This window comes from Haliscomenobacter sp. (assembly GCF_033763495.1).
Lineage (GTDB): Bacteria > Bacteroidota > Bacteroidia > Chitinophagales > Saprospiraceae > Haliscomenobacter.
The window spans coordinates 20,031-43,165 of the sequence record NZ_JANRKL010000156.1; the positions used below are offsets into that span (position 1 = coordinate 20,031).

The 23,135-nt window shown below is 45.2% G+C and carries 18 protein-coding genes; 12 read left to right on the plus strand and 6 right to left on the minus strand.

The features are described from left to right. Positions 1-22: 22 nt before the first annotated feature. From SFV55_RS16675 to SFV55_RS16700, 6 genes are all read left to right on the plus strand, one after another. Complete coding sequence (locus SFV55_RS16675; RefSeq protein WP_320030663.1) at positions 23-1,927, plus strand: hypothetical protein; 1,905 nt, start codon at positions 23-25, stop codon at positions 1,925-1,927. A 10-nt stretch (positions 1,928-1,937) separates the two neighbouring features. Beyond that, on the plus strand, positions 1,938-2,945 hold the full coding sequence (locus SFV55_RS16680) for a MoxR family ATPase (RefSeq protein ID WP_320030664.1): 1,008 nt from the start codon (positions 1,938-1,940) through the stop codon (positions 2,943-2,945). Continuing rightward, the gene (locus tag SFV55_RS16685; RefSeq protein WP_320030665.1) at positions 2,942-4,168 is read left to right on the plus strand and encodes a hypothetical protein; all 1,227 of its coding nucleotides are present in this window, start codon (positions 2,942-2,944) and stop codon (positions 4,166-4,168) included. Before SFV55_RS16680 ends, SFV55_RS16685 begins: the two co-directional genes overlap by 4 nt. Then, the gene (locus SFV55_RS16690; RefSeq protein WP_320030666.1) at positions 4,143-7,481 is read left to right on the plus strand and encodes a leucine-rich repeat domain-containing protein; all 3,339 of its coding nucleotides are present in this window, start codon (positions 4,143-4,145) and stop codon (positions 7,479-7,481) included. The genes SFV55_RS16685 and SFV55_RS16690 overlap by 26 nt, the downstream gene beginning before the upstream one ends. Positions 7,482-7,529: 48 nt before the next feature. Beyond that, positions 7,530-9,152, plus strand: a complete 1,623-nt coding sequence (locus tag SFV55_RS16695) for an ABC-F family ATP-binding cassette domain-containing protein (protein WP_320030667.1) — start codon at positions 7,530-7,532, stop codon at positions 9,150-9,152. 275 nt (positions 9,153-9,427) lie between these two features. Beyond that, entirely contained in the window at positions 9,428-12,235 is a 2,808-nt protein-coding gene (locus SFV55_RS16700; protein WP_320030668.1) for a glycoside hydrolase family 2 protein, read from the plus strand. A gap of 188 nt (positions 12,236-12,423) precedes the next feature. On the opposite strand, the gene SFV55_RS16705 is transcribed toward SFV55_RS16700, so the two are convergent. After that, a complete protein-coding gene (locus tag SFV55_RS16705; protein ID WP_320030669.1) occupies positions 12,424-13,002 on the minus strand; it encodes a Uma2 family endonuclease in 579 nt (192 codons plus the stop codon). A gap of 131 nt (positions 13,003-13,133) precedes the next feature. Here SFV55_RS16705 and SFV55_RS16710 point away from each other — a divergent pair, with 131 nt between their 5' ends. Then, a complete protein-coding gene (locus SFV55_RS16710) occupies positions 13,134-13,913 on the plus strand; it encodes an enoyl-CoA hydratase/isomerase family protein (protein WP_320030670.1) in 780 nt (259 codons plus the stop codon). 87 nt (positions 13,914-14,000) lie between these two features. Here SFV55_RS16710 and hpf read toward each other — a convergent pair whose 3' ends face one another. Next, positions 14,001-14,300 (minus strand): ribosome hibernation-promoting factor, HPF/YfiA family, encoded by a 300-nt coding sequence (hpf, locus tag SFV55_RS16715; protein WP_320030671.1) that lies wholly within the window; start codon positions 14,298-14,300, stop codon positions 14,001-14,003. 141 nt (positions 14,301-14,441) lie between these two features. On the opposite strand from hpf, the gene SFV55_RS16720 reads away from it, so the two are divergent. After that, the gene (locus SFV55_RS16720) at positions 14,442-15,653 is read left to right on the plus strand and encodes a hypothetical protein (RefSeq protein WP_320030672.1); all 1,212 of its coding nucleotides are present in this window, start codon (positions 14,442-14,444) and stop codon (positions 15,651-15,653) included. Positions 15,654-15,810: 157 nt separating this feature from the next. On the opposite strand, the gene SFV55_RS16725 is transcribed toward SFV55_RS16720, so the two are convergent. Beyond that, positions 15,811-17,106 carry an amino acid permease gene (locus tag SFV55_RS16725; protein WP_320030673.1) on the minus strand — a complete coding sequence of 432 codons (1,296 nt, stop codon included), beginning with the start codon at positions 17,104-17,106 and terminating at the stop codon, positions 15,811-15,813. Continuing rightward, a complete protein-coding gene (locus tag SFV55_RS16730; protein WP_320030674.1) occupies positions 17,103-17,846 on the minus strand; it encodes a class I SAM-dependent methyltransferase in 744 nt (247 codons plus the stop codon). The genes SFV55_RS16725 and SFV55_RS16730 overlap by 4 nt, the downstream gene beginning before the upstream one ends. 114 nt (positions 17,847-17,960) lie before the next feature. Between SFV55_RS16730 and SFV55_RS16735 the strand changes: the two genes are divergently transcribed. Next, positions 17,961-18,698 carry a class I SAM-dependent methyltransferase gene (locus SFV55_RS16735; RefSeq protein ID WP_320030675.1) on the plus strand — a complete coding sequence of 246 codons (738 nt, stop codon included), beginning with the start codon at positions 17,961-17,963 and terminating at the stop codon, positions 18,696-18,698. Here SFV55_RS16735 and SFV55_RS16740 read toward each other — a convergent pair whose 3' ends face one another. Further along, on the minus strand, positions 18,699-19,379 hold the full coding sequence (locus SFV55_RS16740) for a DNA alkylation repair protein (RefSeq protein ID WP_320030676.1): 681 nt from the start codon (positions 19,377-19,379) through the stop codon (positions 18,699-18,701). 133 nt (positions 19,380-19,512) lie between these two features. Between SFV55_RS16740 and SFV55_RS16745 the strand changes: the two genes are divergently transcribed. Beyond that, positions 19,513-20,316: an arsenite methyltransferase gene (locus SFV55_RS16745; protein WP_320030677.1), complete on the plus strand. Its 804-nt coding sequence runs from the start codon at positions 19,513-19,515 to the stop codon at positions 20,314-20,316. A 104-nt stretch (positions 20,317-20,420) separates the two neighbouring features. Here the strand turns inward: SFV55_RS16745 and aspA are convergent, their stop codons facing one another. Beyond that, positions 20,421-21,848 carry an aspartate ammonia-lyase gene (aspA, locus tag SFV55_RS16750; RefSeq protein ID WP_320030678.1) on the minus strand — a complete coding sequence of 476 codons (1,428 nt, stop codon included), beginning with the start codon at positions 21,846-21,848 and terminating at the stop codon, positions 20,421-20,423. Between the two features lie 132 nt (positions 21,849-21,980). On the opposite strand from aspA, the gene SFV55_RS16755 reads away from it, so the two are divergent. Beyond that, positions 21,981-22,421, plus strand: a complete 441-nt coding sequence (locus SFV55_RS16755; RefSeq protein WP_320030679.1) for a helix-turn-helix transcriptional regulator — start codon at positions 21,981-21,983, stop codon at positions 22,419-22,421. Between the two features lie 111 nt (positions 22,422-22,532). After that, on the plus strand, positions 22,533-23,078 hold the full coding sequence (locus SFV55_RS16760) for a DUF4199 domain-containing protein (protein WP_320030680.1): 546 nt from the start codon (positions 22,533-22,535) through the stop codon (positions 23,076-23,078). Positions 23,079-23,135 lie beyond the last annotated feature (57 nt).

A 23,135-nucleotide genomic window follows, 5' to 3' on the forward strand; every position in this document is an offset into this window, starting at 1 on the left:
TCACCCTAAACGTATGTCATATTTGAAGCGAATTTTACTAGCAAGCGCTCAGGTCAATAACAACAAAGAATACTTAGATCATCTGAAAAATGAGCGAGATGGGATTGGAAGGGTGTTGAACGACTCTATCAAAAAGGGAAAAGTAGCCCTACAGCAAGAGAAAGAATGTACTTTTGAAGGGTTGTTCGATAGTTTTAATGCTCCAGACACAAAAGATAAAGAAATCAATGTTTTCCATTACTGTGGACACTCCGATGGTGAGCAATTGTATTTGCAGCAAAATGGAGCAGGGAACCGAATGCTCAGCAACCAGAACTTGGTCAACTTTTTCAACTATCAAAAAAAGCTTGAACTGGTTTTTTTGAATAGTTGCAGTTCAGAAACATTGGGGGAAATGTTGCTTGCAGAATGTGATCATATACAAGCTGTTATAGAAACTACGAGTAAAATCAGTGATTTAACCGCAGCAAAATTTGCCGAGAAATTTTATCAAAGCTTGCATGCTGGCAAAAATCTTAAACTTGCCTTTGATCAAACAGTAGATTCTTTTGCTGACATCAAAAGTGTAGGTTATCGAAGTGTAGAAAAAGGACGTTCGATTGTTAAATGGGATGACCATGGAGAATCAACCTGGACTTTGTCTTTTAAGGAAGATGCATTTGTAGACAATTGGTATCTGATCGAGCGACCCATTCAGCGGTATTTCGAACCTACCATCAAAACCAAAATTCTGGTTATTGTTGAGGACAACCACGAAAATGACAAATATTACCGACTCATCGAAAACCTTTTTTACCAAGATCAAGGCGTTCTGGTTTTTCCGTTTGCAGATATTCTTTTAGAAGACAAGAAAGAGGAGTTCGTGGCCAATGTAGAACAGGTGATCATATTATTGACCGAGGAAACGCCTACTTTTTTCAAAAAATTTGAATGGTTAACCCCCTTATTAACCAAGGTGCCTTTACTATTTTTGGGCTGTACTGGTGACACGGCTAAAACTTTCACCCAAATAGCCAGCCAACTGGAAAGAGAAGACGCTCCAATATTTCCCGGCCCACGTTCCAGCTTGATGAAACTTGCTGCACTCGAAAGCCTTGAATTTGCCTTCAATGAATTTTGTGCTGAAGCTATTTCCAAAAAAATTACCAGCACCAAGGCTATTTTAGCCGATGAATTAGATGATCTTAATTTCACCAAGCAGCGTTTGCCTTTTGAATCCAAAGATGAGGAACTGGCTTTTCGCTTCGGAAAGCACAACCTAATGTTGATTGAAGGCTCTCCTTATTGTGCTCAAGAACTCTTGGTGAAAAAACTGCTACGCTATGCAAACCCAAGGATTGCAGGCAACATTAAACCTAACGTTGTTTCGGTTAAAAGCTACCTTCCTGGAAAATTGACCAAGGAGGATTTATGTAAAATACTAACCTACACTCTATTGTCAGTGGATTTGGATTTAGGTGTAGAGATGATTGGAAAAACAATCCTGCAAAAAACGATGCAACAGGATTTAATCATTGTATTGAACGATGTTTCAAAAAATCAAGGAGATTGTTTAAGCGCGATTAAAGGCTTTTGGAATGAACTAACCTTGCACCTTCAGGAAACTAAACATCGCCTTTTCTTATTCTTCATCCACAAGGAATGCCATGACAGCCAAAAAAATTGGACTACCCAGGGTTTTGTCAATCAGCCCCCCTTGTTTAATGTGCGATCACTAGACCTGATTGAACCACTAAATGAGCAAATCTGGAATGGTTGGCATGCCAGCACTGGGAAACGGTTTCCGAAGGAAGACCTGTTCCATTCGCTCATTCAAGAGGAGAAATCGCAGCAAATTCTGAAAGACCCTTACATGGCCAAAGCCATTGCAGAAATATGTGACTTAATGAAATGTCCGGAAATTTATCCTGCATTGCTTACCATTTAATTGACCGTAAATGAAAGAAAAAAAATACACACCTTATGATGGTCAGGCTTTGGCTACTTTGGTTCAAAATCATAGTTATACCGTTGACGACAGTCGATTCAGAACCGTAGTGCAAGCCCCCAAAAAGGAACTAGTAGAAGACATTGCACCTTATTTTCCCAGCAAAGAGCTCATCGACGCCATTGAATACGCCCGTATTTTGCAGCGCCCACTTTTGTTGCGTGGGGAACCTGGTTGTGGAAAAACCAGGGTAGCCCAGGCACTGGCGTATGAACTCTACCATCAACAGAAAGGTGACAATTACCGCAATCACTACTTTGAATGGTTCATCAAGTCATCCACCAAAGCCAAAGAAGGATTGTACCAATATGATCATTTGGGCCGCTTGAGAGACATTCAGACTTATAACAAGCAAGAACCCATTGCTTACCGCAGTTTCGGGCCTTTAGGTAAAGCATTTCTAGCGTCCAAGCCCGATGCACCAGCCATACTGCTGATTGATGAAATTGATAAAGCCGATCTGGATTTCCCCAATGATTTATTGCTGGAACTGGATGAAAAGCGCTTTTTCATTGAAGAAACTCAGGAGGAAATTCATGCAGAATACCCGCCCATTGTGATCATCACCAGCAATGACGAAAAGGAATTGCCTAATGCCTTCTTACGCCGCTGCGTTTTCCATTACATTGAATTCCCAAAGCTGGAGGAATTGTACCAGATCGCCAAAGCGCGGGTGCTGAGCCAGGAGCAAGAAATGAAAAAATCTATGCCGGATACGCTGGTGGAAAAATTGGTAGATCAATTTTACGAGTTGCATCAATCCATGAAAGCCAGTCCGAATACCGATAAACGGGTTTCTACCAGCGAACTACTCGACTGGCTCAGGCTCGTTCACTACTATTATTTGACGGATAAGTTGCCGCTTGAAAAAGAACAACTTCCCGCCAACGGCCTGCTCTATCCCGAAGTGCTGCTCAAAAGCCTGGATGATTACAAACAATACGCCAAAAAGAAATGAGTTCATCCAAGCCTGGCTTCATCTTGCTACCTTTTTTTAACCGACTACGCGAGTCGGCTGGAATGGAATTGGACATGAACCAGTATTTTTTGTTTCTTGAACTCTTTATGCAAGGTCATGCCAAGGATGAACCTGCATTGTTGAATTTGTGCAAAACCCTTTGGTTGACCAAATTAGAGTACAAAGATATTTTTGAACACTGGTTTAAAGAAGCGGTGAAGGATCTGCGTGAGCAATGGCTTCCTTCCGCAGGCATTGAAAGTGATCCGGAGATCGAAGCGAATATAAACAAGGCTGATCAAAAAGGAAAGCAAGAGGAGACGGATGCTGCTGCTGAACGCAAGGAGGAACAGAAGGCTCAAGGACCAAATCGAGACAATGAACCAAGCAACGAACCAATAACTGGGGGTGAAAAATCAGAACCCTCTTTAAACCTTACTGACGTCCTGCTGAATTTTGAAGAGGGAAAAGGAAAAGCAGCAACAGCAGGGAAAAAAACACCCAAAGAGGTTTCCGAAAAAAACTCAACTTTTATCTTTTCTGACGACAAACATTTACCCATTGCCCCCCGCCGTATGGGCCATCTGTTGCAAAAGCTGCTGATGAACCAAAGTTATCGCCCCGGGAATCAACTGGACGTAGCGGCGATGGTTGAAACCTTTGGAAAATTCCGCTATGTGGACACTTTGTATTACAAATTACAAAGAGTTAGTGAACAAAAGGTGATTTTATTGAGCGATCATCAAGGCTCAATGGCCGCATTTGAGTCTTGGGGTGATTATTTATTTCGCATATTCACTGATCATCCAGCGATCAAATCGGTGGAGCGCTACTATTTTCACGACTTTCCCAGTGCAGTGGAAGATGAGGCGGGCTTTAAATCCTTGAAATTTTATACCAATCCAGAACATACCAGTGCTCATACCCTGGAAAAAATCCTGGGCAATCAAGCGGTTCCAATCTGGTTGGTCATTTTTAGCGACGCAGGTGCGTACCAAACGACCTTGGATCATGAATCGCTACAGCAGTGGATGGATTTTTTTGATGCAATCGCCAAGCGAGGGGTGACGATCAGTTGGTTCAACCCTTTACCCAAACGCAGGTGGGCCGGGAGTTTAGCCAACTATCTTTCATTAATGGTCAAAATGGAAGCCTTTAACCCGGAAGGGACAAGGTCAGCCATTAAATGGGCAAATCATGCAAATAGAAACCGGAAATCTTGACACCATTCCCCGACTGCATTGGGCTGCTTTCCGCCAGGCGTACCCTGGGGATGAGCATTTGCATTTGGCCTGTCATGCTGCCTTTCCGATCGCCCTGACCACCGATTTGTTGTATAAAATCTGGCTTAATTTCCGCAATACGAGCACAGCAGAAGATCCACTTGAATTGTTGAGCACCGTTTCCGATTTGTTGCACTCCGATTTGTGCCGAGAAGTGGGGCGAGACATGTATGAAATGCAACCCGACATTCGGGAGCTTCTAATCTCGACTTTGCAGACCTCGGAAGTCTTTGGCGAAGCCCGTATTTTTGAATTGGCGCGATTTTTACGCGATTACCTGCAATACAACCCGGAGAAAATTCCCACCCTGGCTTTTAAAGAGGCGCAAAATTGGTTGGTGGCTTCTTATCTGGAACCGGAAAAAGCAGCCAAACTAATCCTGGATTTGTTGCAACAAGAAGAAGAAAACCCCGATGCGGGGATTAAAATTGATTATTTCCTGAGTTGGGCCAAAGAACGCAATAAACTAAATCAGGTTTCAAGTAGTACTGGCGATGCTTTATTGACTGCGGAACAAATGGTGCTAGGTATTCGGCAGTATAAGGCGGGTGATTTCGAGGGTGCTTTGGAGCGTTTGAAGCCGTTTCAGGAGCTATTTATGGAAGGTGAAGAAAAAGTTGGGAAAGGATTTAAAACGAAGATTCCGACTGAGGTGTGGAGTGCATTGAGGCCACCTGGATATGAAAGTAAGCCAAGGAGCTTGGCTTTGGAACGGATTGAACAAGTGAAAATAAACAAAGCTAGGAGCTTGGATTTGAGAAATTGTGGATTGACGGAAATACCAACTGAGTTATCGGAGTTACCTTGGCTTGAAGAACTTATATTGAGCGAAAATAAAAACCTAAAAGACATAAGTATTCTAGCAGCTTTGCCCAACCTAAAAATGCTTAATCTCTATGATACCCAAGTAAACAATATTAGCCCGTTAAGCAATCTTGTTCATTTGGAAGATTTGGTATTAGCGAGAACAGCGATAAGCGATTTATCCCCTCTGTCAGGACTGATGAATCTTAAAATATTAAATGCCAATGAAACTCAAATAACAGAGCTTTTTCCATTGATAACTCTTTCGGATTTAACGGAAATAGACATCTCAAGAACAAACGTTGAAGATTTAATGCCTTTGAGAGAATTAAAAAAAATAAAAAAAATAAACTGTTCAGAAACAAATATTCATAACTTATCCTTTGCGAATAATTTATTGTATTTGCAAGAGATTCGAGTTTCCTCTACATTGATATCGGATTTGTCGCCTTTGCAGAATTTAAAAAAAATAGAGCTATTGTATATTGCTAATACTTATGTCACAAATATAACCCCAATAATTCCGCTACTAGAACTTCAATTAACTGAGTTAAATATTGTTGGGTGCGATTTAGATGAGCCTCCAAATGAGATTGCAAATGAAGGAATTGGGGCAATTCTTGAATATTTCAGAAACAAAAATGCTTTAACGGGCAATGTAGGAGATGATAATTTAAAAAAAGAAGCAAGCAATAAATCTGAAAGAGATTCTTATTCGGAATATGGGATACCCATGCTGATTCTTGCGTTTTTCAATGAGTTGGGTCATCATCCACTTCCTAACCTTGCAGAAGAAGCGAAAAGCATCCAAGATTTAATGGCTCAAAGGGTAGCCAAAAAGGATTTCACCATACATATTGATCAATTTGTTTCGAACGAAAGAATACCCGAATTACTTAGCCTTTATAGAGATAACATTGAATTATTTCATTACAGCAGTTATTTTGGAAGCGAGAGTTCGCTTTTTGAAAGACATTCATTTAGCATAGCTAAAATGCTTGGAGAATGCCCTAGGTTAAAATTAGTCATACTCAATGGTTTTGCCACCGGTGGACAAGTTCAACTTTTATTAAATGCGGGAGTACCAGCAGTAATTGCTACAAATTCTGCAATAACGGATAATTCTGCAACTGATTTTGCAATTCAATTCTTTAGGAGTTTAGTTAATGGACATAACCTAAGGGAGGCATTTAAATTTGCAAGAGCCTTCACAATGACGAAGAGTACTCATATTCCTGATATTCAAATTTCAAGAGGCTTAGAAACACATTTAATTTCAGGTGAAAAAGAACCTTTGTGGGGGCTATTTTACAGAGATGTAAAGGTGTTAGATTGGGAATTGCCACAGTCTAAAAGCCAGTTTATAAAAGAGAACCCAAATGATTACCTAATACAAAATTTGATTGAAGCCTTATCATCATATGTTGATAGTTTTCGTAAACTCAATAAACGTTTATTATGGGACGAAAAGCCATCTAGCGCAGATTTACGTAGAGCAGTACTAGAAAATTTTCCTCACCCAATTAGCGAACGAATTCGATATCTCCTTGTTCCGACGACAGAACAGCATGAGTATCGTTTTGATATCTTATCAAGAGGAAGACTTAAAATGATAATTGAAACGTTTGAAATAACATTGATGCTTACGGGGTGCATATATTTAGCCGAATTATATGATTATTTTCTTCGAAGTAAAGATGAAGACATGAAAAGCACTGGCATTAATGAAATACGAAATTTTGTGCGTGCCGAGGGAGGATTTAGCGCGTACAATGTAGTTAATTTAATTATAGCAGTGCACAAAAGTCTGGATAATAGGCGCTTTCGTTGGTTTATAAGCGAATTGAAAGATTTAGGAGATCAGTTCAAAGAACATAATTCAATACTAAGGCAAGAAATCGATTATATGCAGGTTTTAACTTCAAATCAAAATAGCTTTTCGCAAACAAAGGTTGAAGAACAATGCCTTATCGCAGAACGTGCTCTATCAACTATCCTGAGTGAATTGGCATTTCTAAGCACTTATTTAATAATATCTGTAAAAGAAATTAATGTATTAAAAAACAGGCAAAATGAAATTAAGTATAAGATGAACATAGTAAGATTTGTTCAAAGTTTTGTAGGGCTAGAGCCAGAACCTTATATTTCAGATACTCCATGGGAAAATTCTTCTGTAATCATGCTTAAAAAAGATGATTCATCAGATCGATATCTATCTTTGAGTCCATTCATGATTGATCAAAATGCGTTTGATGAAAAAAGCACTACAGGTAAACTTCACATTTTTGTAGGGTATAGTAAAGAAAAAGACACATATGCCTATCAACATGTCTATATGTCTAATGACCCGTTATTATTTATTTCGAATCAAAGAAATTTCCAAATCATCAAGGATCAATTCGAAGCTTTTTCTAAACTTGTATTTGATGAACCCATGAAACAACTTTAAATCCAATCTTTTTCTTACCTTCGCCCCCGCAAAAAAATACCTTCTCAAATGCTTTCAGTTAGCGATGTGTCCTTGCAGTACGGCAAGCGGGTTTTGTTCAATGAAGTCAACATCAAGTTTACCCGTGGCAATTGCTACGGCGTGATTGGTGCCAATGGTGCGGGCAAGTCCACATTTTTGAAAATTTTGTCGGGCGAAATCAACCCCAACCGCGGTTCGGTCTCTTTGGAGCCCAACTGCCGCATGGCGGTGCTCAAGCAGAACCACTTTGAATTTGAGGAGTTCACCGTGTTGGACACCGTCTTGATGGGGCACAAAGAGATGTACGCCATCATGGTGGAAAAAAACGCCATCTATATGGATCCCGATGCTACAGAAGCAGACGGATTGCGGGCAGCGGATTTGGAAAACCTGTACGGTGAAATGGGGGGATGGACCGCAGAAAGTGATGCAGCTACCTTGCTAAGCAACCTCGGCGTAAAAGAAGATTTGCACTACCGCCTGATGAAGGACCTCAACGGCTCCGACAAAGTAAAAGTACTCCTTGCACAATCCCTTTTTGGTGACCCCGATATCCTGCTGCTCGACGAGCCTACCAACGACCTGGATGCCGAAACCATCACCTGGTTGGCCGACTTCCTCGCGGATTTCAAAAATACCGTAATCGTCGTTTCCCACGACCGCTACTTCCTGGACATGGTGTGTACTCACGTGGCCGACATCGACTTCCAAAAAATCAGCATTTTTACAGGAAACTATACTTTTTGGTACGAATCGAGCCAATTGATGCTCCAACAGGCCGCCAATAAGAACAAAAAGATCGAGCAGAAGCGCCAGGAAATGATGGAATTTATCCAACGTTTTAGCGCCAATGCTTCCAAATCGCGGCAAGCGACCTCCCGCAAAAAAGCCCTGGAAAAACTCAACCTGGAAGAGATGAAACCTTCCAGTCGCAAATACCCCTACATCTACTTCCAGATGGAACGTGAGCCTGGGGATCAACTCCTGGCCGTGCGCGACCTCAAAGCCACTGCTTCGGATGGTAGTTTGTTGTTTTCCAATGTGTCCTTTACCGTCAATCAGGGGGAAAAAATCACCATTCTGAGCCGTGATGCCACTGCCATTACCGCTTTTTATCAAATTCTGGCGGGCAAACAAAAACCCGACGCAGGCACGGTTGAATTTGGCCAAACCATCACGGTAGGTTATCTGCCCAACGAAAACCAGGAGTATTTTAAAGCAGGCAACGATACCGATTTGATCAACTGGCTGCGCCAGTATTCAGACAACAAAGACGAGCAATTCATCCGCAGCTTCCTGGGTCGGATGTTGTTTTCTGGTGAAGAGGTACACAAACACTCCAGCGTATTGTCAGGAGGTGAAAAGGTGCGTTGTATGCTGGCCAAAGTGATGCTGGGCTTCCCCAATTTTGTCCTCATGGACGAACCAACCAACCACCTCGACCTGGAATCCATCACCGCGTTGAACACGGCAATGCAAAACTTCAAAGGCAACCTGATCTTTAGCTCGCATGACCACGCTTTGACTTCCTCGGTAGCCAACCGCATCATCGAAATCACCCCACGTGGGGTGATCGATAGTTTGATGGAGTACGATGAGTATTTGGTGTCGGATAAAATCAAGGCGGACCGGGAAAAATTGTATAAGTAAATCATATTATGTTGTTAGCAGCTCCGCTGCTTGTTTTTGTAACCGCGACGGCGCGACGTTATGTGTGCTCTGCACACCTTCACGTCGTTTTACGTCACACTTTTGGCGCAGCCAAATGGACCGTCGCGCCGTCGCGTCGTCGCGGTTATAAAAGATTTGGCGTAGCCGAATCAAAAAAACGTGAGTTCGCAAAAGTAATAAGTCTTTACATACAGCTTATGAGTAAGTAAGATGAAAACAATGCTTAGTTTTGGCCGAAACAAACAAAACGAAGCATGGTTTCCTACACACTACAACAAGGCTTGGCGCGCCTTCGCGCCCTAGCTTTTAGCATCGCACTCTTTCTTCCAATTTCCCTTTCTGCCCAATCCATCCCCCTCCCGGAGCACCCCCGCCCCGACTTCGAGCGCCCCGATTGGATCAACCTCAACGGCACTTGGGCCTTTGAATTTGACAAAAACGATCAAGGCGTAGCTCAAAAATGGATGAGCGGCAGCCGCAAGTTCAGCAAAAGCATCAATGTCCCCTTTCCCTGGGGCGCACCGCTCTCTGGTGTGAGCGACGATGCCGACATCGCCTGGTACCAGCGCGAAATCAAAGTGCCCGCCAACTGGAAAGGCAAACGCACCTTCCTCACCATTGGTGCCAGCGATTGGGAAACCACCGTGTACATCGACGGCAAGGAGTTGGGCAAACACACGGGCGGTTACACTCCCTTCTCCTTTGACCTGACCCCGCACCTGAAATACGATAGTCCCCAACGCATCAACATCCGAGTAGACGACAAGCGCCGCCAGTTCACCCTCTACGGCAAACAAGGTTATGGCAACGCACGCGGCATCTGGCAAACCACCTACCTCGAAGCCCGTGGTCAAAACCACCTCGATGCCCTGCACTTTTCGCCCGACATCGACAACAATAAAGTAAAGGTTCAAGCTTACCTGCCTGCACCCGCCAGCAGCGATTTGCAACTGGAACTCAAACTGGCGGGCAAAACCAGCACCCAGAAAATTGCGGCGGGTGCCTCCAGCCTGACTTTTGAAATCCCCATCGAAAACACCCATTTGTGGACTTTGGACGATCCCTTCCTTTATGATGTGGAAGCCAAACTCAGTGATGGCAAAAACGCGCCGGATGTGCTCAAAACCTACTTCGGCATGCGCAAAATTTCAGTAGTCGACTTGCCAGGTACCACGCACCCCTACATCGCACTCAACAACGAGCCCGTATACTTGCAGCTCACTCTGGATCAATCTTATCATCCTGAAGGTTATTACACTTTCCCTAGCGATGAGTTCATGAAAAACGAAATCCTGCTGGCGCGGGGCATTGGCCTCAATGGCATCCGTACGCACATCAAGGTGGACATTCCCCGCAAATTGTACTGGGCGGATCGTTTGGGTGTGCTGGTGATGTCCGACCTGCCCAACTTCTGGGGCGAACCCGATGCCAATGCCCGCAAGGAAAGTGAATACACCTTGCGCGAAATGGTCAAACGCGACTTCAACCACCCAGCTATTTTTTCCTGGATCGTCTTCAACGAAACCTGGGGCTTGACGACCAAAGTGGAGGAAAATGGCAAACAGCAGAGCAAATACCTGCCCGAAACCCAAAAATGGGTCGTTTCGGTATACAAACTGGCCAAAGAACTCGATCCCACCCGCCTGGTGGAGGATAACTCCATTTGCTGCGGACGCGGTCACACCGAAACCGACATCAACTCCTGGCACGAATATCTACCAGGTTGGGCCTGGGAGGAGCACCTCAAAAACATCGACGCCAATACCTTCCCTGGCAGCAAAAACCACATGGAAGCGGGTTATACCCAGGGCCGACAGCCCAACATCAACTCGGAATGTGGCAACGTGTGGGGCTACGATGGCAGCACCGGGGATGTAGACTGGAGCTGGGATTACCACCGCATGATGAATACTTTCCGCAAATACCCCAAGGTGGCGGGCTGGCTCTACACCGAGCACCACGACGTAATCAACGAATGGAACGGCTATTGGAAATTTGACCGGACGAACAAATACACGGGCCTGGAAGAAATGGTGGAAGGTATGTCGATCAAAGACCTGCATTCCATGATCTACATTTCGACAGGCAACGAAATCAGCAAGACCGTGAAGCCAGGTGAAAGTGTCAAAATCCCGCTCTACGCCTCATTTTATACCAATCGTAAGGATTTGGGGCCAAACCTGACTTTGCAAATCCAGCTCTACGGCTACGACGCCCTGGGCCAGAAAAAAACCTGGATGCGCACCCAGCGGACCATTCCTTACACCCCCTGGATGCAAAAGCAACTGGATTCATTGGCCTTGACTTTGCCCAATGAAAAAGGGCTCGCACACTTGTCTCTGGTGTTGCAGGACGCCCTCGGCAACGACCTTCACCACAACGTCATGAGTTTCATCATGGAAGCACCCGCGCCCCAGAAACTGACTTTGTCCAATGGTAAAACGGCTCAATTGAGCACTGTGGATGCCAAAAATTTCAGTGCAGCCAAGTGGAGCAAAAAACAATGGAATGTATTGGACGGACTCAAGGTGAATGGAGCTGGCAGTGGATTTTTTGAATATACTTTCAAACTGAGTGAAAAACCCAGTGGTACCGAATCCGCTACCTTTATTGCCGAATTGGGTGCCAAACAACTCTTTGTCAAAGACATCGATAAAGACACCAAAGTGGATGTCGACTACATGCTAGGGGGCCGCGTCGATCCCAGCCTCAACCCCAACTCCTACCCTATGACTGATGAATACCCTGCGCCCAGTTCGGTGAATGTAAGCATCAACGGCGTATTCGCTGGCCGGGTGGATTTGGCGGATGATCCTGCTGATCACCGAGGCGTATTGTCCTGGCATTACCAACCCAAGGTACGCAAATTGCAGGAGGCGGGTTCTTATGGGTATCGGGTAGCGATGAGTATTCCTGCTCAAGCGCTGAACATTGCCAAAGCGACGGGAGAATTGGTCGTGAGATTGGAAGTACCCGAGGCGATGCCGGGTGGTTTGGCGGTGTATGGGGATAAGTTTGGACGGTATCCGCTGAATCCGACGGTGGTGTTGGTAAAAGAATAAAATCGTTCTTGATTTTCAAATCACTAAAGCGACATTTTTTTAGCACAAAGAAAACCTCAAGGCAGCACAAAGGACACAAAGTTAGGCGTTGACAACGCTTCGCTTTGTGTCCTCATTGCTCCCTCTTTTTCCTTTGTGCTATCAAAATGTCGTTTTGGTTGTACGCTTAAAAACCAGGGTGACTGATATTAAAACTCCACACGTCGATATATATCACCCAATCTCAGCTCAATTCCCAATGATTTTAGTGAAACCACCCCTTCCAATCCAACAAACTCCTCCTCTTGCCACAAGTTGCTTTTGACCTTGTAAAAAGTAAGTACTTCGGGTTTGTCTTGCCTCACCAGTACATATTCTTTGAAAGAAGGTAAACTCCTATATTCCAAAAACTTCTGTTTCCGGTCGTATTGTTCGGTTGTTTTGGATAGAATTTCAACCACCAGAATAGGGTTGGTGATGGCTTGGGCTTCTTCTTTGGCAATCAATGATGTCTCAGCGACCACTAGGGCATCTGCATACACGTAGAAGTTAAATTTTGGCAGGTAAATTTTTTGATCACTACCAAATACCTGAAATTTAGGTTTATCCTCTAATGCATTGTCCAGGTATTTGCTCAAATTTTGGGCAATACGATTGTGATTGATGCTACCTCCAACCATTAGAATAATGTTTCCATCCCGGTATTCATAACGTTCCCCCTCCCGTTGCTCTTGAGCGAGATATTCCTCAATGGTCCAAGTTTTTTTAGCTTCCGCAAGTGCAGACATATCTGGTAAAATTGTGTTGAAAGATAACACTATTGGAACACTAAAGCAATGTGCAGAATGAATCCTACATAAAATTATCTCTACGAAAAGCCCTTTTTCCCTTATTTTGCCCCCAAAATCAGATCCTCACCATGACCTACGAAAATCTCCTCCTCACCGAAGAAAATCACATCCTCCTCGTCACCTTCAACCGCGAGAAAGCCCTCAATGCGCTCAATACCCGCACCATGCAGGAATTGAACTATCTTTTTGCCGAGGATTTGCCCACGCGTAAAGACCTGAAAGGTATAGTCCTGACCGGTGCAGGTGACCGCGCCTTCGTCGCTGGAGCCGATATCAAGGAGTTCCTGGATTTGGGCAACAAAGGCCAAAACATGGCTCAATACGGTCAGGACACTTTCTTTTTGATCGAACGTTTTCCCAAACCGGTAATCGCAGCCGTGAATGGCTTCGCATTAGGTGGCGGCTGTGAATTGGCCATGGCCTGCCACTTGCGGGTAGCTGGAGAGAAAGCCCGTTTTGGTCAACCCGAAGTCAACCTGGGCATTATCCCCGGTTATGGTGGTACTCAGCGTTTGACTCAATTAATCGGAAAAAGTAAGGCCCTGGAATTTTGTATGACGGCGGATATGATTGACGCCCCGGAAGCTTATCGTCTGGGCTTGGTCAATTACGTAGTGCCTGCAGGAGAGGAAGTAAACATGGCCAAAAGCCTGATCGAAAAAATAGGCACCAAAGGCCCCATTGCCATTGCCAAAGTCATCGAATCTATCAATGCCTATTTTGAGGACGGCGTCGACGGCTTCGCGTACGAAATCAAAGCCTTTGGCGAAACCACCACAACGGCTGACTTCCGAGAAGGGGCGAGCGCTTTTGTGGAAAAACGGGCGGCGGACTTTAAAGGAAAGTGATGAGTGATAAGTGATGAATTGCTACCGCCGCGGCATTGTCAAAGTTGCTGCGGTAGCAATTCATCACTTATCACTCATCGTTCATCACTAGATTGTTGCTTTCTCCTTATGTTTCAGCACCTGTTTTTTGATTTTTTCAGCGGCGCTAGCCAGAGCTTGTTCAAAGGTTTCTTCAGCAGATTCGGCAAAAAAAGTCGTCCCGGGCACCTCCAACTGGATTTCTACCACTCGGCTAGGCTTGTGTAAAAAAGGATTTACCTCATCGCGAAGAAACACTTTAGCACCAAGGATACGATCGTAAAAAGTACTCATCTTGTTGAGTTTATCTTCGATCATTTCCTGAATGTGGTCAAAAATTTGAAAAGGAGCTTGGATATCAATTTTCATTTTTAGGGAATTTTATGTAAAAAAATCTGTTCTTGTCGTTAATTAACGAGCGTGTGTCAAAAGTAAATGGCTAGAACAGCCCCTCGTTTGACTTTTGTTGCAACTTTTACTGATTTTCATCAACCCCCAGTCTAATCGCTTATGAAAAAGAAGCTTACACTTTTTTTCGTCCTATATACACTAGGGCTTCAAGCACAAAATTTAAGTGGCTTTTGGGTAGGAACGGTCATGCAGAATGGTCGACCCAACGTTTTTTCCTATCAACTGGACCTGCAACAGGAAGGAACCACCTTGACAGGCAAAGCGATTTCCATAACCCAGGATGGAACGGCAACCGCTGAATTTTCCATTGCTGGCACCTGGGAAGGCGGCGGCAAACTGGTATTGCAAGAGTTGGCTCAAGTCACCCCTAAAGGTGGTGGCTGGTGCCTCAAATACGCCAACCTGCGCCTCGGCACTACTGGCGATGGCATCTGGGTGCTTCAGGGTGGCTGGTTGGCCGACAACTGCTCACCGGGCACCATGCGCCTCGTTAAGGAATCGGACAGCAACCAGTTGGATGTGGGTGCCGATACCTTTGTTCCTGAAGGGATCTGGACAGGCGAGCTCTCCCAAACCGATCGTTCCTATGAGTTTTACTACGAGTTGGAGTTAAAAGAAGGTGGCAAAGGTTTTGCCAAAATCATGTCGGAAGAAAATGGCGGTAGCGCCCGGCAGTTATTGAACTGGAAACTCAATGAAAGCCGTGACTCCCTGATCATTGAGGAGCAAGGGGTCATTGAAAAAACCGACCCCGACTGGCGTTGGTGCATCAAAAAACTCAAACTTCGGCTCGACGAAGACGTCAATCGTTTTGGTTTCCACGGCGTTTGGGAGGGGCGGATGGATGCCACCGAAACCCAAAAAGCCGGTGCCTGTGCCCCAGGAAAAGTATACCTGGAAAAGCCCATTTTGGACAAAAATGTAAAAGCAAGCATTCGCAATCTGCAAACCCAAACTGCCCTCAGCAACCAAGGCCGCAAACTCAAACTCCAACGCACCATTGAAGTGAAATCAACAGATTTGACCATTAGTGTGTGGGACAATGGCACCGAAGATGGTGATGTGATTACGCTATTTTTCAATGGCCAGCAATTGGCCAAGCAGCACCGCATCTCCAAAAACAAGTCGAATTATCGGGTCAAGTTGTCTGGTGATGAAAACTTCCTGATCCTGCACGCTGATGACCTGGGCAGCATCAAACCCAATACTGTTGCCGTTTCGATCAATGATGGACAACGGGAACAAATCTTGGTCATGAGCGCTGATTTTGAGGAGAATGGGGCGGTGTTGATTCGGAAAATTCAGCAGTAAAGGGTTTATATCATTGCTTAGGTGTTTCCTTGAGTGCCTTAGGTTTCTTAGGTGGTGAAAAAATACCCTGCTTCGCAGGTCTTTTTCTTTTTTTACCACCTAAGAAACTTTAGAAACTATAGACCCACCTCAGTTATGCATCAAAGATACTTGGTAGTTATGGCTTAGCAGTCCTTTTCAACCACATATAAACTGGAATCCCAAGCACCAACAAAATCAATCCACTCCCAATCGTCCCCCAACCTGTCCCGATTATCGCCGCCAAAACCAGACCAAAAGTCAGCATCGAGCGCAGCCCCAAAAGCCAATGCGCCCTCCAACTCAAGTTCCCTTCCCGCCACAAACATCCTAATTCGGCCACAGCACTGAACAAATAAGGAATCAAATTGGCCAGCGTCGCCAACAGGATCATTTTTTTGAATTGCTCTTGCAAAGAGTCGCTGTAATTCAAAAAGACCATCACCGACATCAATACACTCGACAGGATCAAGGCCTGAGCTGGTGCCCCTCTCCTATTCTCGCGGCCAAAAAAAGCAGGAAACAAGCCATCCTTAGCCACTGTGTAAGGAATTTGGCCCTGTAATAAAATCCAGCCGTTCAACGCGCCCAAACAAGCCAGGGCTGCTGCTGCCGCAATCGCATAATAACCTGGCATGCCCCACAAAGTTTTGGCCGCATCCGCAAAAGGAGCGGCCGAAGATTTCAACTCTCCCTGACTCAAAATGCCCATTACGGCAGAGCAGGAAGCTACAAAAACCAGTGCCGAAAAAACCGTACCCCACCAGGTGGCCCGGCTGATGTTTTTTTCAGGATCATGGATAGAAGTGGCGGGGACTGTGGCTGATTCTACACCCAAAAAAGACCAGAAGGTCAGGGCTGCGCCCTGTAAGGCCATGCTTCCGAGAGAAAAAGGTTGAGGATCTACCGCCCAATTGCTCCATTGAAAATGAGTGAAACCCCAAGTACCCAGTAACAAAATGGGCAAAAGCCGCAAAATAGTTGTCAGAAGCTGAAACTGGGCTGCCTCTCGTACGCCCCGCAGATTGATCGCGGTAGCTACCCATATAGAAGCCAAACAGGCCAACAAAGAATAGGTAGAGTTACTCCCAAGTACCGGAAAAAAGGGAGTAAGATTTGCCACAAAAGCAATGGCAATGGCTGCGTTGCCCGTCCAAAGCGAAATCCAGTAACCCCAGGCTACGGTAAATGCACTTAAATCTCCAAAGGCTACCCGAGTATAGGCATAAGGGCCTCCATTAACCGGGATTTGACGGCTGAGCCGGGAGAAGGTGTGTGCCAAAAGCAAAGCCCCCGTTCCTGATACCAACCAACCCAACAAACTAAAATGGCCAAACACGGCCAGCGTAGCGGGCAACAAAAAGATACCTGAACCAATCATGTTGCCCGCAACCAGGGCAATGGCGGGCCAAAGGCCGATTTGTGGAGTTTTCAAACCTGGCCAGTTTTGAGGAAGATAGGAAAACGGATGTCTAATACCTGCCCTTTCGGCCACCAGGCCTGTAGTTGCGGCTGAAGTTGCGCTACGGGGTCTTCATTGTTTTGCTGAATGTATTTTTTGACACTCGACCAGGTGCCCAAATACCCACGAAATTGCTCCAGACTCCAGCGTTTGTGGATGGAAAACTGAGCTTGCTCCACTTCCGCAAAGGGAAAAGGTATCTGGGCGTAAGCTTCGTCAATGTGGTGCCGCTCGGCGTCCCAGTAAGGGCCGATGATGGAGCGGTAAAAATGTTGAATCCAGGGATCAATTTCAGGATGAACGCTCAATAGGCCATAACCCCAAACCGCCAATAAAGCTCCCGGTTTAGCTACTCGCCCGACCTCCGCATAAAATGCTCCGAAGTCGAACCAGTGCAAGGCTTGTGCTACTGTGATGAGGTCAAATTGATGTTCGGCATAAGGGCTTTGCTCCGCCCGACAAACGCTGTATTGAACCCGAGGATGTGGGGCCGCTTGTTCGATTTGGGCAGCGCTCAGGTCGCTGGCCTGCACCTGATTGAATCGTTCGGCGAGCACCAGAGCTACCTGTCCATTGCCAGTGCCACAATCCCAGGCGCAATCAAAATGTTTGACCCGGGCGTAGAGGTAATGGTACAATTCGAGGGGATAGTCTGGCCGGAATTGAGCGTATTGAGCCGAGGAAGTGGAAAAATTATCAATGGATGCTTTCATGGCTAGGCTGATCTTTGCGGAAATTAGTACTTTTTGGGAAATTTCAGCGCGGAGGAACCTTTTATCCTTCAAATTTGTACTGCCTCCGTTTTTAAACCTAACAACCTTCTAAGCATGAGTAAGTTATATACCGAGTTCGCCGAAGTGTACCACTTGATGTATCAGGGACTGATTGACTACGATGAAGAATTTGAGTATTACCAAAAAATCCTGGCCGATTTCAACGCTAAATCCCTGCTGGAAGTAGCCTGTGGCACCGGACAATTGGGACGCCGTTTGGTCGAAGCAGGATACAGCTACCAGGGCCTGGACCTGAGCGCGGACATGTTGAATTTTGCCCGGGAAATTTTACCCGAAGGCCAATTCCACCAGCAGGACATGCGCTACATCCAAGTCCCCGATACTTTTAATGCAGTGCTCAGTACTGCCCGGAGTGTTTCCTACCTGCTGAAAAATACCGATTCCTTGAGCACTTTCCAAAACATCAAAAAAGTACTCAAACCCGGCGGTATCTTGGTTTTTGATTTTATCGACGCCAACACCTATATTCCCCATATCCAGGCCAATCCAAGAGCAGTTCATGAGGTAGATACCCCAAAAGGGAAATTCAAAAGGGAAAACCATTACCAGTACAGTTTTACCGATAGCTGGTGTTTTACCTGGAATGCTGAGTACTTTAAAGAAAATGGTGGTCTCTATCACTCCATTGGGACTGATGAAACCCAATTGCGCTCATTTACGGAAGACGAAATGTGTTTGTTGTTGGAGCTTTCTGGCCTAAAAGTTTTGGAAGTGTTGGAGCGGCCCTCGTACGCTTACACTACCAAAGTGGCGATTGCGCAGAATGAGTAATTAAAGGTCCAGCAATCGCAATGCTTCTCGGGTAGTCAGGGCTGATAATTTATGGCCTTGCACGAAGCTTTTCACCGCTGCTGGATTCGTCTTGGAATATTCCCTTAAAGCCCAACCAGCCCCCTTCTGTACAAAAAACTCCTTACTATCCGCCCGGCGCAGTACGTTTTTGAACAAGCGCTGGGCGTCCGTTTTTTGCTTATAGCCCAATTGGAAAATGATGGCGGCACGTTGATACCAGAAATTGTCGCTCTCTATCCAGAGGTCGGTGTATGGCGCAATCTGTTCTGGGAAGCGCAAAAACAGTCCTCCGGCCAGTTTAGGGGCCAAAAAATCCACTGAATCCCACCATGAATGCTGGCCAATCAAATCCTCGAACACATCCAAAAAAGAAACATCCAGGGTTTTTAATTTTTTGCTCAAAGCATCACCCACGAAATAGTGCAACTCGCGGTACTCTGAATCAAAACAAGCCTGGCACAAAGCTTTTAAGGCTTCACCCTGAGGCAAACCATGTTCAGCAATGAACGCTGCAGCCAATGCTCGTCGTTGTGGCGTTTTGATGCCGTAATAAGGAAACTGCTCCTTCATGTAGCGCGACATCCCTTCGGCGTTGGCAGGATTGCTGTGTTGGAGGTACACTTTTCCCAGTTTCTGGACGTATTGGTTTACTTCGTTCATTTTTTTGAATTGCCTTGGATGTTCGGTGTTTTCGCTGTTTTTTAATCAAAAATACATTTTTTTCAAAAAAGACTTGACATATTACTCAATCCATCGTAATATTGCGATGAATTTAATCGTAAAATAACGATCAATGCGAAACGAACAAGAATTAAAAGAACTGGTGCACAGCAAATACAGCGCTATTGCTCAATCCACCAGCAAAGCCAGCGGCTGTTGCGACACCTCATGTTGTGGCCCCAGCGACGAAGTGTACACCCTGATGGCAGATGAATACACCCACCTGGAGGGTTACAATCAGGATGCGGACCTGGGCCTGGGCTGCGGGTTACCCACTCAGTTTGCCAAAATCAAAACAGGTGACACCGTGCTTGACCTCGGCTCAGGAGCGGGCAACGACTGCTTTGTGGCTCGCCATGAAACGGGAGACAAAGGCCTCGTAATCGGTGTTGATTTTTCAGAAGCCATGATCACCCGTGCCCGGGCAAATGTAGCCAAATTGGGTTTCCAAAACGTTGAGTTTCGTCATGGAGACATCGAAAATTTGCCAGTTGCCAGCAATTCAGTGGATGTGGTGGTCAGCAACTGTGTACTGAATCTGGTGCCCAATAAAGCCAATGTTTTTGCTGAAATTTATCGTGTGCTCAAACCCGGAGCTCATTTCAGCATTTCGGACATCGTGATCGAGGGTGATTTACCGCCCTCCCTGCAAGAAGCAGCTGAAATGTACGCAGGCTGCGTCTCCGGTGCCATTCAACGCCAGGACTACCTGCAACTGATCGAAAAAGCTGGCTTCAAAAACGTCACTTTGCAAAAAGAAAAACCTATCCTGCTGCCTGACGAACTACTACAACAATACCTCTCCCCTGCCGATGTTGAATTGGCCAAGGCTAAAATGGGTGAGATCATGAGTATTACAGTGTACGCAGAGAAGTAAATGTTGAGTCATCCCGAATATAGATTGCTAAAAACACCTAGAACCACAACTTGATTCAATCTGAATAGCTGCAATCAGGGTATAAAATTCGGGATGACTCTTTTTTACTGCTTCGATTTTAGTTGTGGCCGAATCATATTTTCCGGCGACAACACTTCATCCAGTTCTGCCTGGCTGAGTAGATTTTGCTCCAAAACCAGATCATAAATGCTCCGATCCTTGGCCAGTGCTTCTTTGGACAAAGCCGTACAAATTTCATAACCCAATACCGGATTTAAGGCCGTCACAATACCAATGCTGTTTTTGACCATGTCCCAACAGCGTTTTTCATTGACAGTGATGCCATCCACACATTTGGTACGCAGGGTTTGCATACCATTTCGGAGAATGTTTATGGACTCAAATAAGCAGTGACCAATGATGGGTTCAAAGGCATTGAGTTCCAATTGTCCTGCTTCAACGGCCATGTTCACCGTCAGGTCATTTCCCATCACCCGGAAAGCAATTTGATTGACCACTTCTGGAATTACCGGATTGACTTTGCCCGGCATAATAGAAGACCCCGGCTGCATGGGCGGCAAATTGATTTCGTTAAAACCAGTCCGTGGTCCAGAGGACAACAAACGCAGGTCATTGCAAATTTTCGACAACTTGATCGCCAAACGTTTCACCGCAGAAGAAAACATAATAAAAGCACCCGTATCCTGGGTTGCTTCAATCAGGTTTTTGGCTTTCACCACTTTAAAGCCTGAGATATCCCGCAAGTGCGCGATTACCAGGCGGCCGTAGTTGGGAGACGTGTTGATGCCCGTACCAATCGCGGTACCGCCCAGGTTTACTTCCAAAAACAGGTTGGTATTGTTTTCGATCCGGTCGATTTCTTCTTCCAGGGTAACAGCGTAGGCTTCAAATGTTTGCCCCATCGTCATCGGAACTGCGTCCTGCAATTGAGTGCGTCCCATTTTGATGACGTGTTGGTACTGCTCCCCCTTACTCCGAAAACTGTTGATGAGGGCTACCAGCTCCATCAACAACCTGGATTTACTTTTGATCAAAGCCACTTTTAGTGCCGTTGGGTAGGCATCGTTGGTGGATTGCGACATGTTGACATGGTTGTTGGGGTGGCAATGGTCATAATCCCCCTTTTTGTAGCCCATGATCTCGAGTGCCCGATTGGCAATCACTTCATTGGCGTTCATATTGGTGGAAGTACCTGCCCCGCCCTGGATCATGTCCACTTTAAACTGATCGTGAAATCGACCAGCGATGATCTCATCACAAGCGGCTACGATCGCATTTTTGATTTCATCAGATAAAAAACCGAGGTCGTAGTTGGCCAAAGTAGAGGCCTTTTTCACCTCAGCCAGCGCTTCGATGAACTCCGGAAAAAACTGCATGGTTACGCCACTGATTTTGAAATTTTCCAGCGCCCGCTGGGTTTGAATCCCGTAATAGGCATCCACAGGAAGGTGTTTTTCACCCAGCAAATCATGCTCAAGGCGAATGTTTGGATTGGCATTTGAAATAGCCATAGTTTGGTATAATTTGGTCAGAGTTGAAAATTGAGGCAAATTTAGCCATTCTTTTGGGCGAAATGTTTTATTGAAACCTAATTTTACGGAAAGAAGAAATCCGAATTTGAATTTTGTTGCTGGCAGACAATTATGAAAAAAACCATTTTCCTTTATGGCATTGCTCTAGCTGTCTTGTTGGGACTTTTAAAAGCGATCGAGTATCGTTTTTGGGTGCGTGACCTCAGTATGGAAGTATATGTGACCATTGTTGCCTTGTTTTTTTCAGCACTGGGCATCTGGGCAGGTTTGCGCTTGACCAAAGCACGTACAAGTATCCCAGCCAGCCTTCAGTTTGACTCTCCCACTCCATTTGAAGTAAATCCAATCCTGCTTGAAAAATACAAACTCAGTAAAAGAGAATACGAAGTATTGACCCTCATCGCAGCAGGTTATTCCAATCAGGAAATTGCCGAGCGCTTGTTCGTTTCGCTCAATACCATCAAAACCCATTCCTCCAACCTCTTTATCAAACTGGATGTAAAGCGTCGTACTCAGGCAGTGCAAAAGGCCAAAGAATTGGGTTTACTCTAGTCCTACTTTCGGGTGGTTTTGACTGTTTTGCACAGATTCATACTTTCGGGTGATGCATTTTTGAGCTTAATCTGCGTGATTTGAGCCATTGTTTTACGAAAAAAAAACACCATGTTCAAAAATGCGCTCACTTTTGGTTCCATTAGCGGGGCTATGATCATCCTGCTGTTTGTCATCTTTAAACCCTTATGGTACCAGGATGCACAACACATCAACCTCAAAATGGGAGAAATGCTGGGGTACATCTCCATGCTGGTTTCTTTGTCAATGATCTTTTTCGGAATAAAATCCTATCGCGACAAGCACCTGAATGGGGTCATTACTTTTAAAAAAGCCTTTCTGATTGGATTATGGATTACCATTGTAGCTTCGGTAATTTATGTTGTAGGCTGGTGTATTTATTACAACACCTCCGAAACTATGCGCAATTTCCCGGAATTATACCTCAACTACATGCTTGATGACCTCAAAGCATCAGGGGCAAGCGCAGCCAAAATTGCAGCAAAAGAGGAGGAGTTTCGGTACAATATGGAACTGTACAAAAATCCCTTTTTTATGGTCACCATCACCTTTTTGGAAATATTTCCAGTTGGGTTGATCATCGATCTGATCAGTGCATTATTGTTGCGAAAAAAAGTTTCCGTTGCCGAGGTATAGAGAGCAATGGGTAGCTTCAAAAAGAAAGCCCGCAAGAGCAATCTTTGCTCCTACGGG

Coding starts and splice junctions, on each gene's coding strand:
- SFV55_RS16680 (WP_320030664.1), top strand. CDS start 1,938: ATGAAAGAAAAAAAATACACACCTTATGATGGTCAGGCTTTGGCTACT.
- SFV55_RS16685 (WP_320030665.1), top strand. CDS start 2,942: ATGAGTTCATCCAAGCCTGGCTTCATCTTGCTACCTTTTTTTAACCGA.
- SFV55_RS16690 (WP_320030666.1), top strand. CDS start 4,143: ATGCAAATAGAAACCGGAAATCTTGACACCATTCCCCGACTGCATTGG.
- SFV55_RS16695 (WP_320030667.1), top strand. CDS start 7,530: ATGCTTTCAGTTAGCGATGTGTCCTTGCAGTACGGCAAGCGGGTTTTG.
- SFV55_RS16700 (WP_320030668.1), top strand. CDS start 9,428: ATGGTTTCCTACACACTACAACAAGGCTTGGCGCGCCTTCGCGCCCTA.
- SFV55_RS16705 (WP_320030669.1), bottom strand. CDS start 13,002: ATGTCTGCACTTGCGGAAGCTAAAAAAACTTGGACCATTGAGGAATAT.
- SFV55_RS16710 (WP_320030670.1), top strand. CDS start 13,134: ATGACCTACGAAAATCTCCTCCTCACCGAAGAAAATCACATCCTCCTC.
- hpf (WP_320030671.1), bottom strand. CDS start 14,300: ATGAAAATTGATATCCAAGCTCCTTTTCAAATTTTTGACCACATTCAG.
- SFV55_RS16720 (WP_320030672.1), top strand. CDS start 14,442: ATGAAAAAGAAGCTTACACTTTTTTTCGTCCTATATACACTAGGGCTT.
- SFV55_RS16730 (WP_320030674.1), bottom strand. CDS start 17,846: ATGAAAGCATCCATTGATAATTTTTCCACTTCCTCGGCTCAATACGCT.
- SFV55_RS16735 (WP_320030675.1), top strand. CDS start 17,961: ATGAGTAAGTTATATACCGAGTTCGCCGAAGTGTACCACTTGATGTAT.
- SFV55_RS16740 (WP_320030676.1), bottom strand. CDS start 19,379: ATGAACGAAGTAAACCAATACGTCCAGAAACTGGGAAAAGTGTACCTC.
- SFV55_RS16745 (WP_320030677.1), top strand. CDS start 19,513: ATGCGAAACGAACAAGAATTAAAAGAACTGGTGCACAGCAAATACAGC.
- aspA (WP_320030678.1), bottom strand. CDS start 21,848: ATGGCTATTTCAAATGCCAATCCAAACATTCGCCTTGAGCATGATTTG.
- SFV55_RS16755 (WP_320030679.1), top strand. CDS start 21,981: ATGAAAAAAACCATTTTCCTTTATGGCATTGCTCTAGCTGTCTTGTTG.
- SFV55_RS16760 (WP_320030680.1), top strand. CDS start 22,533: ATGTTCAAAAATGCGCTCACTTTTGGTTCCATTAGCGGGGCTATGATC.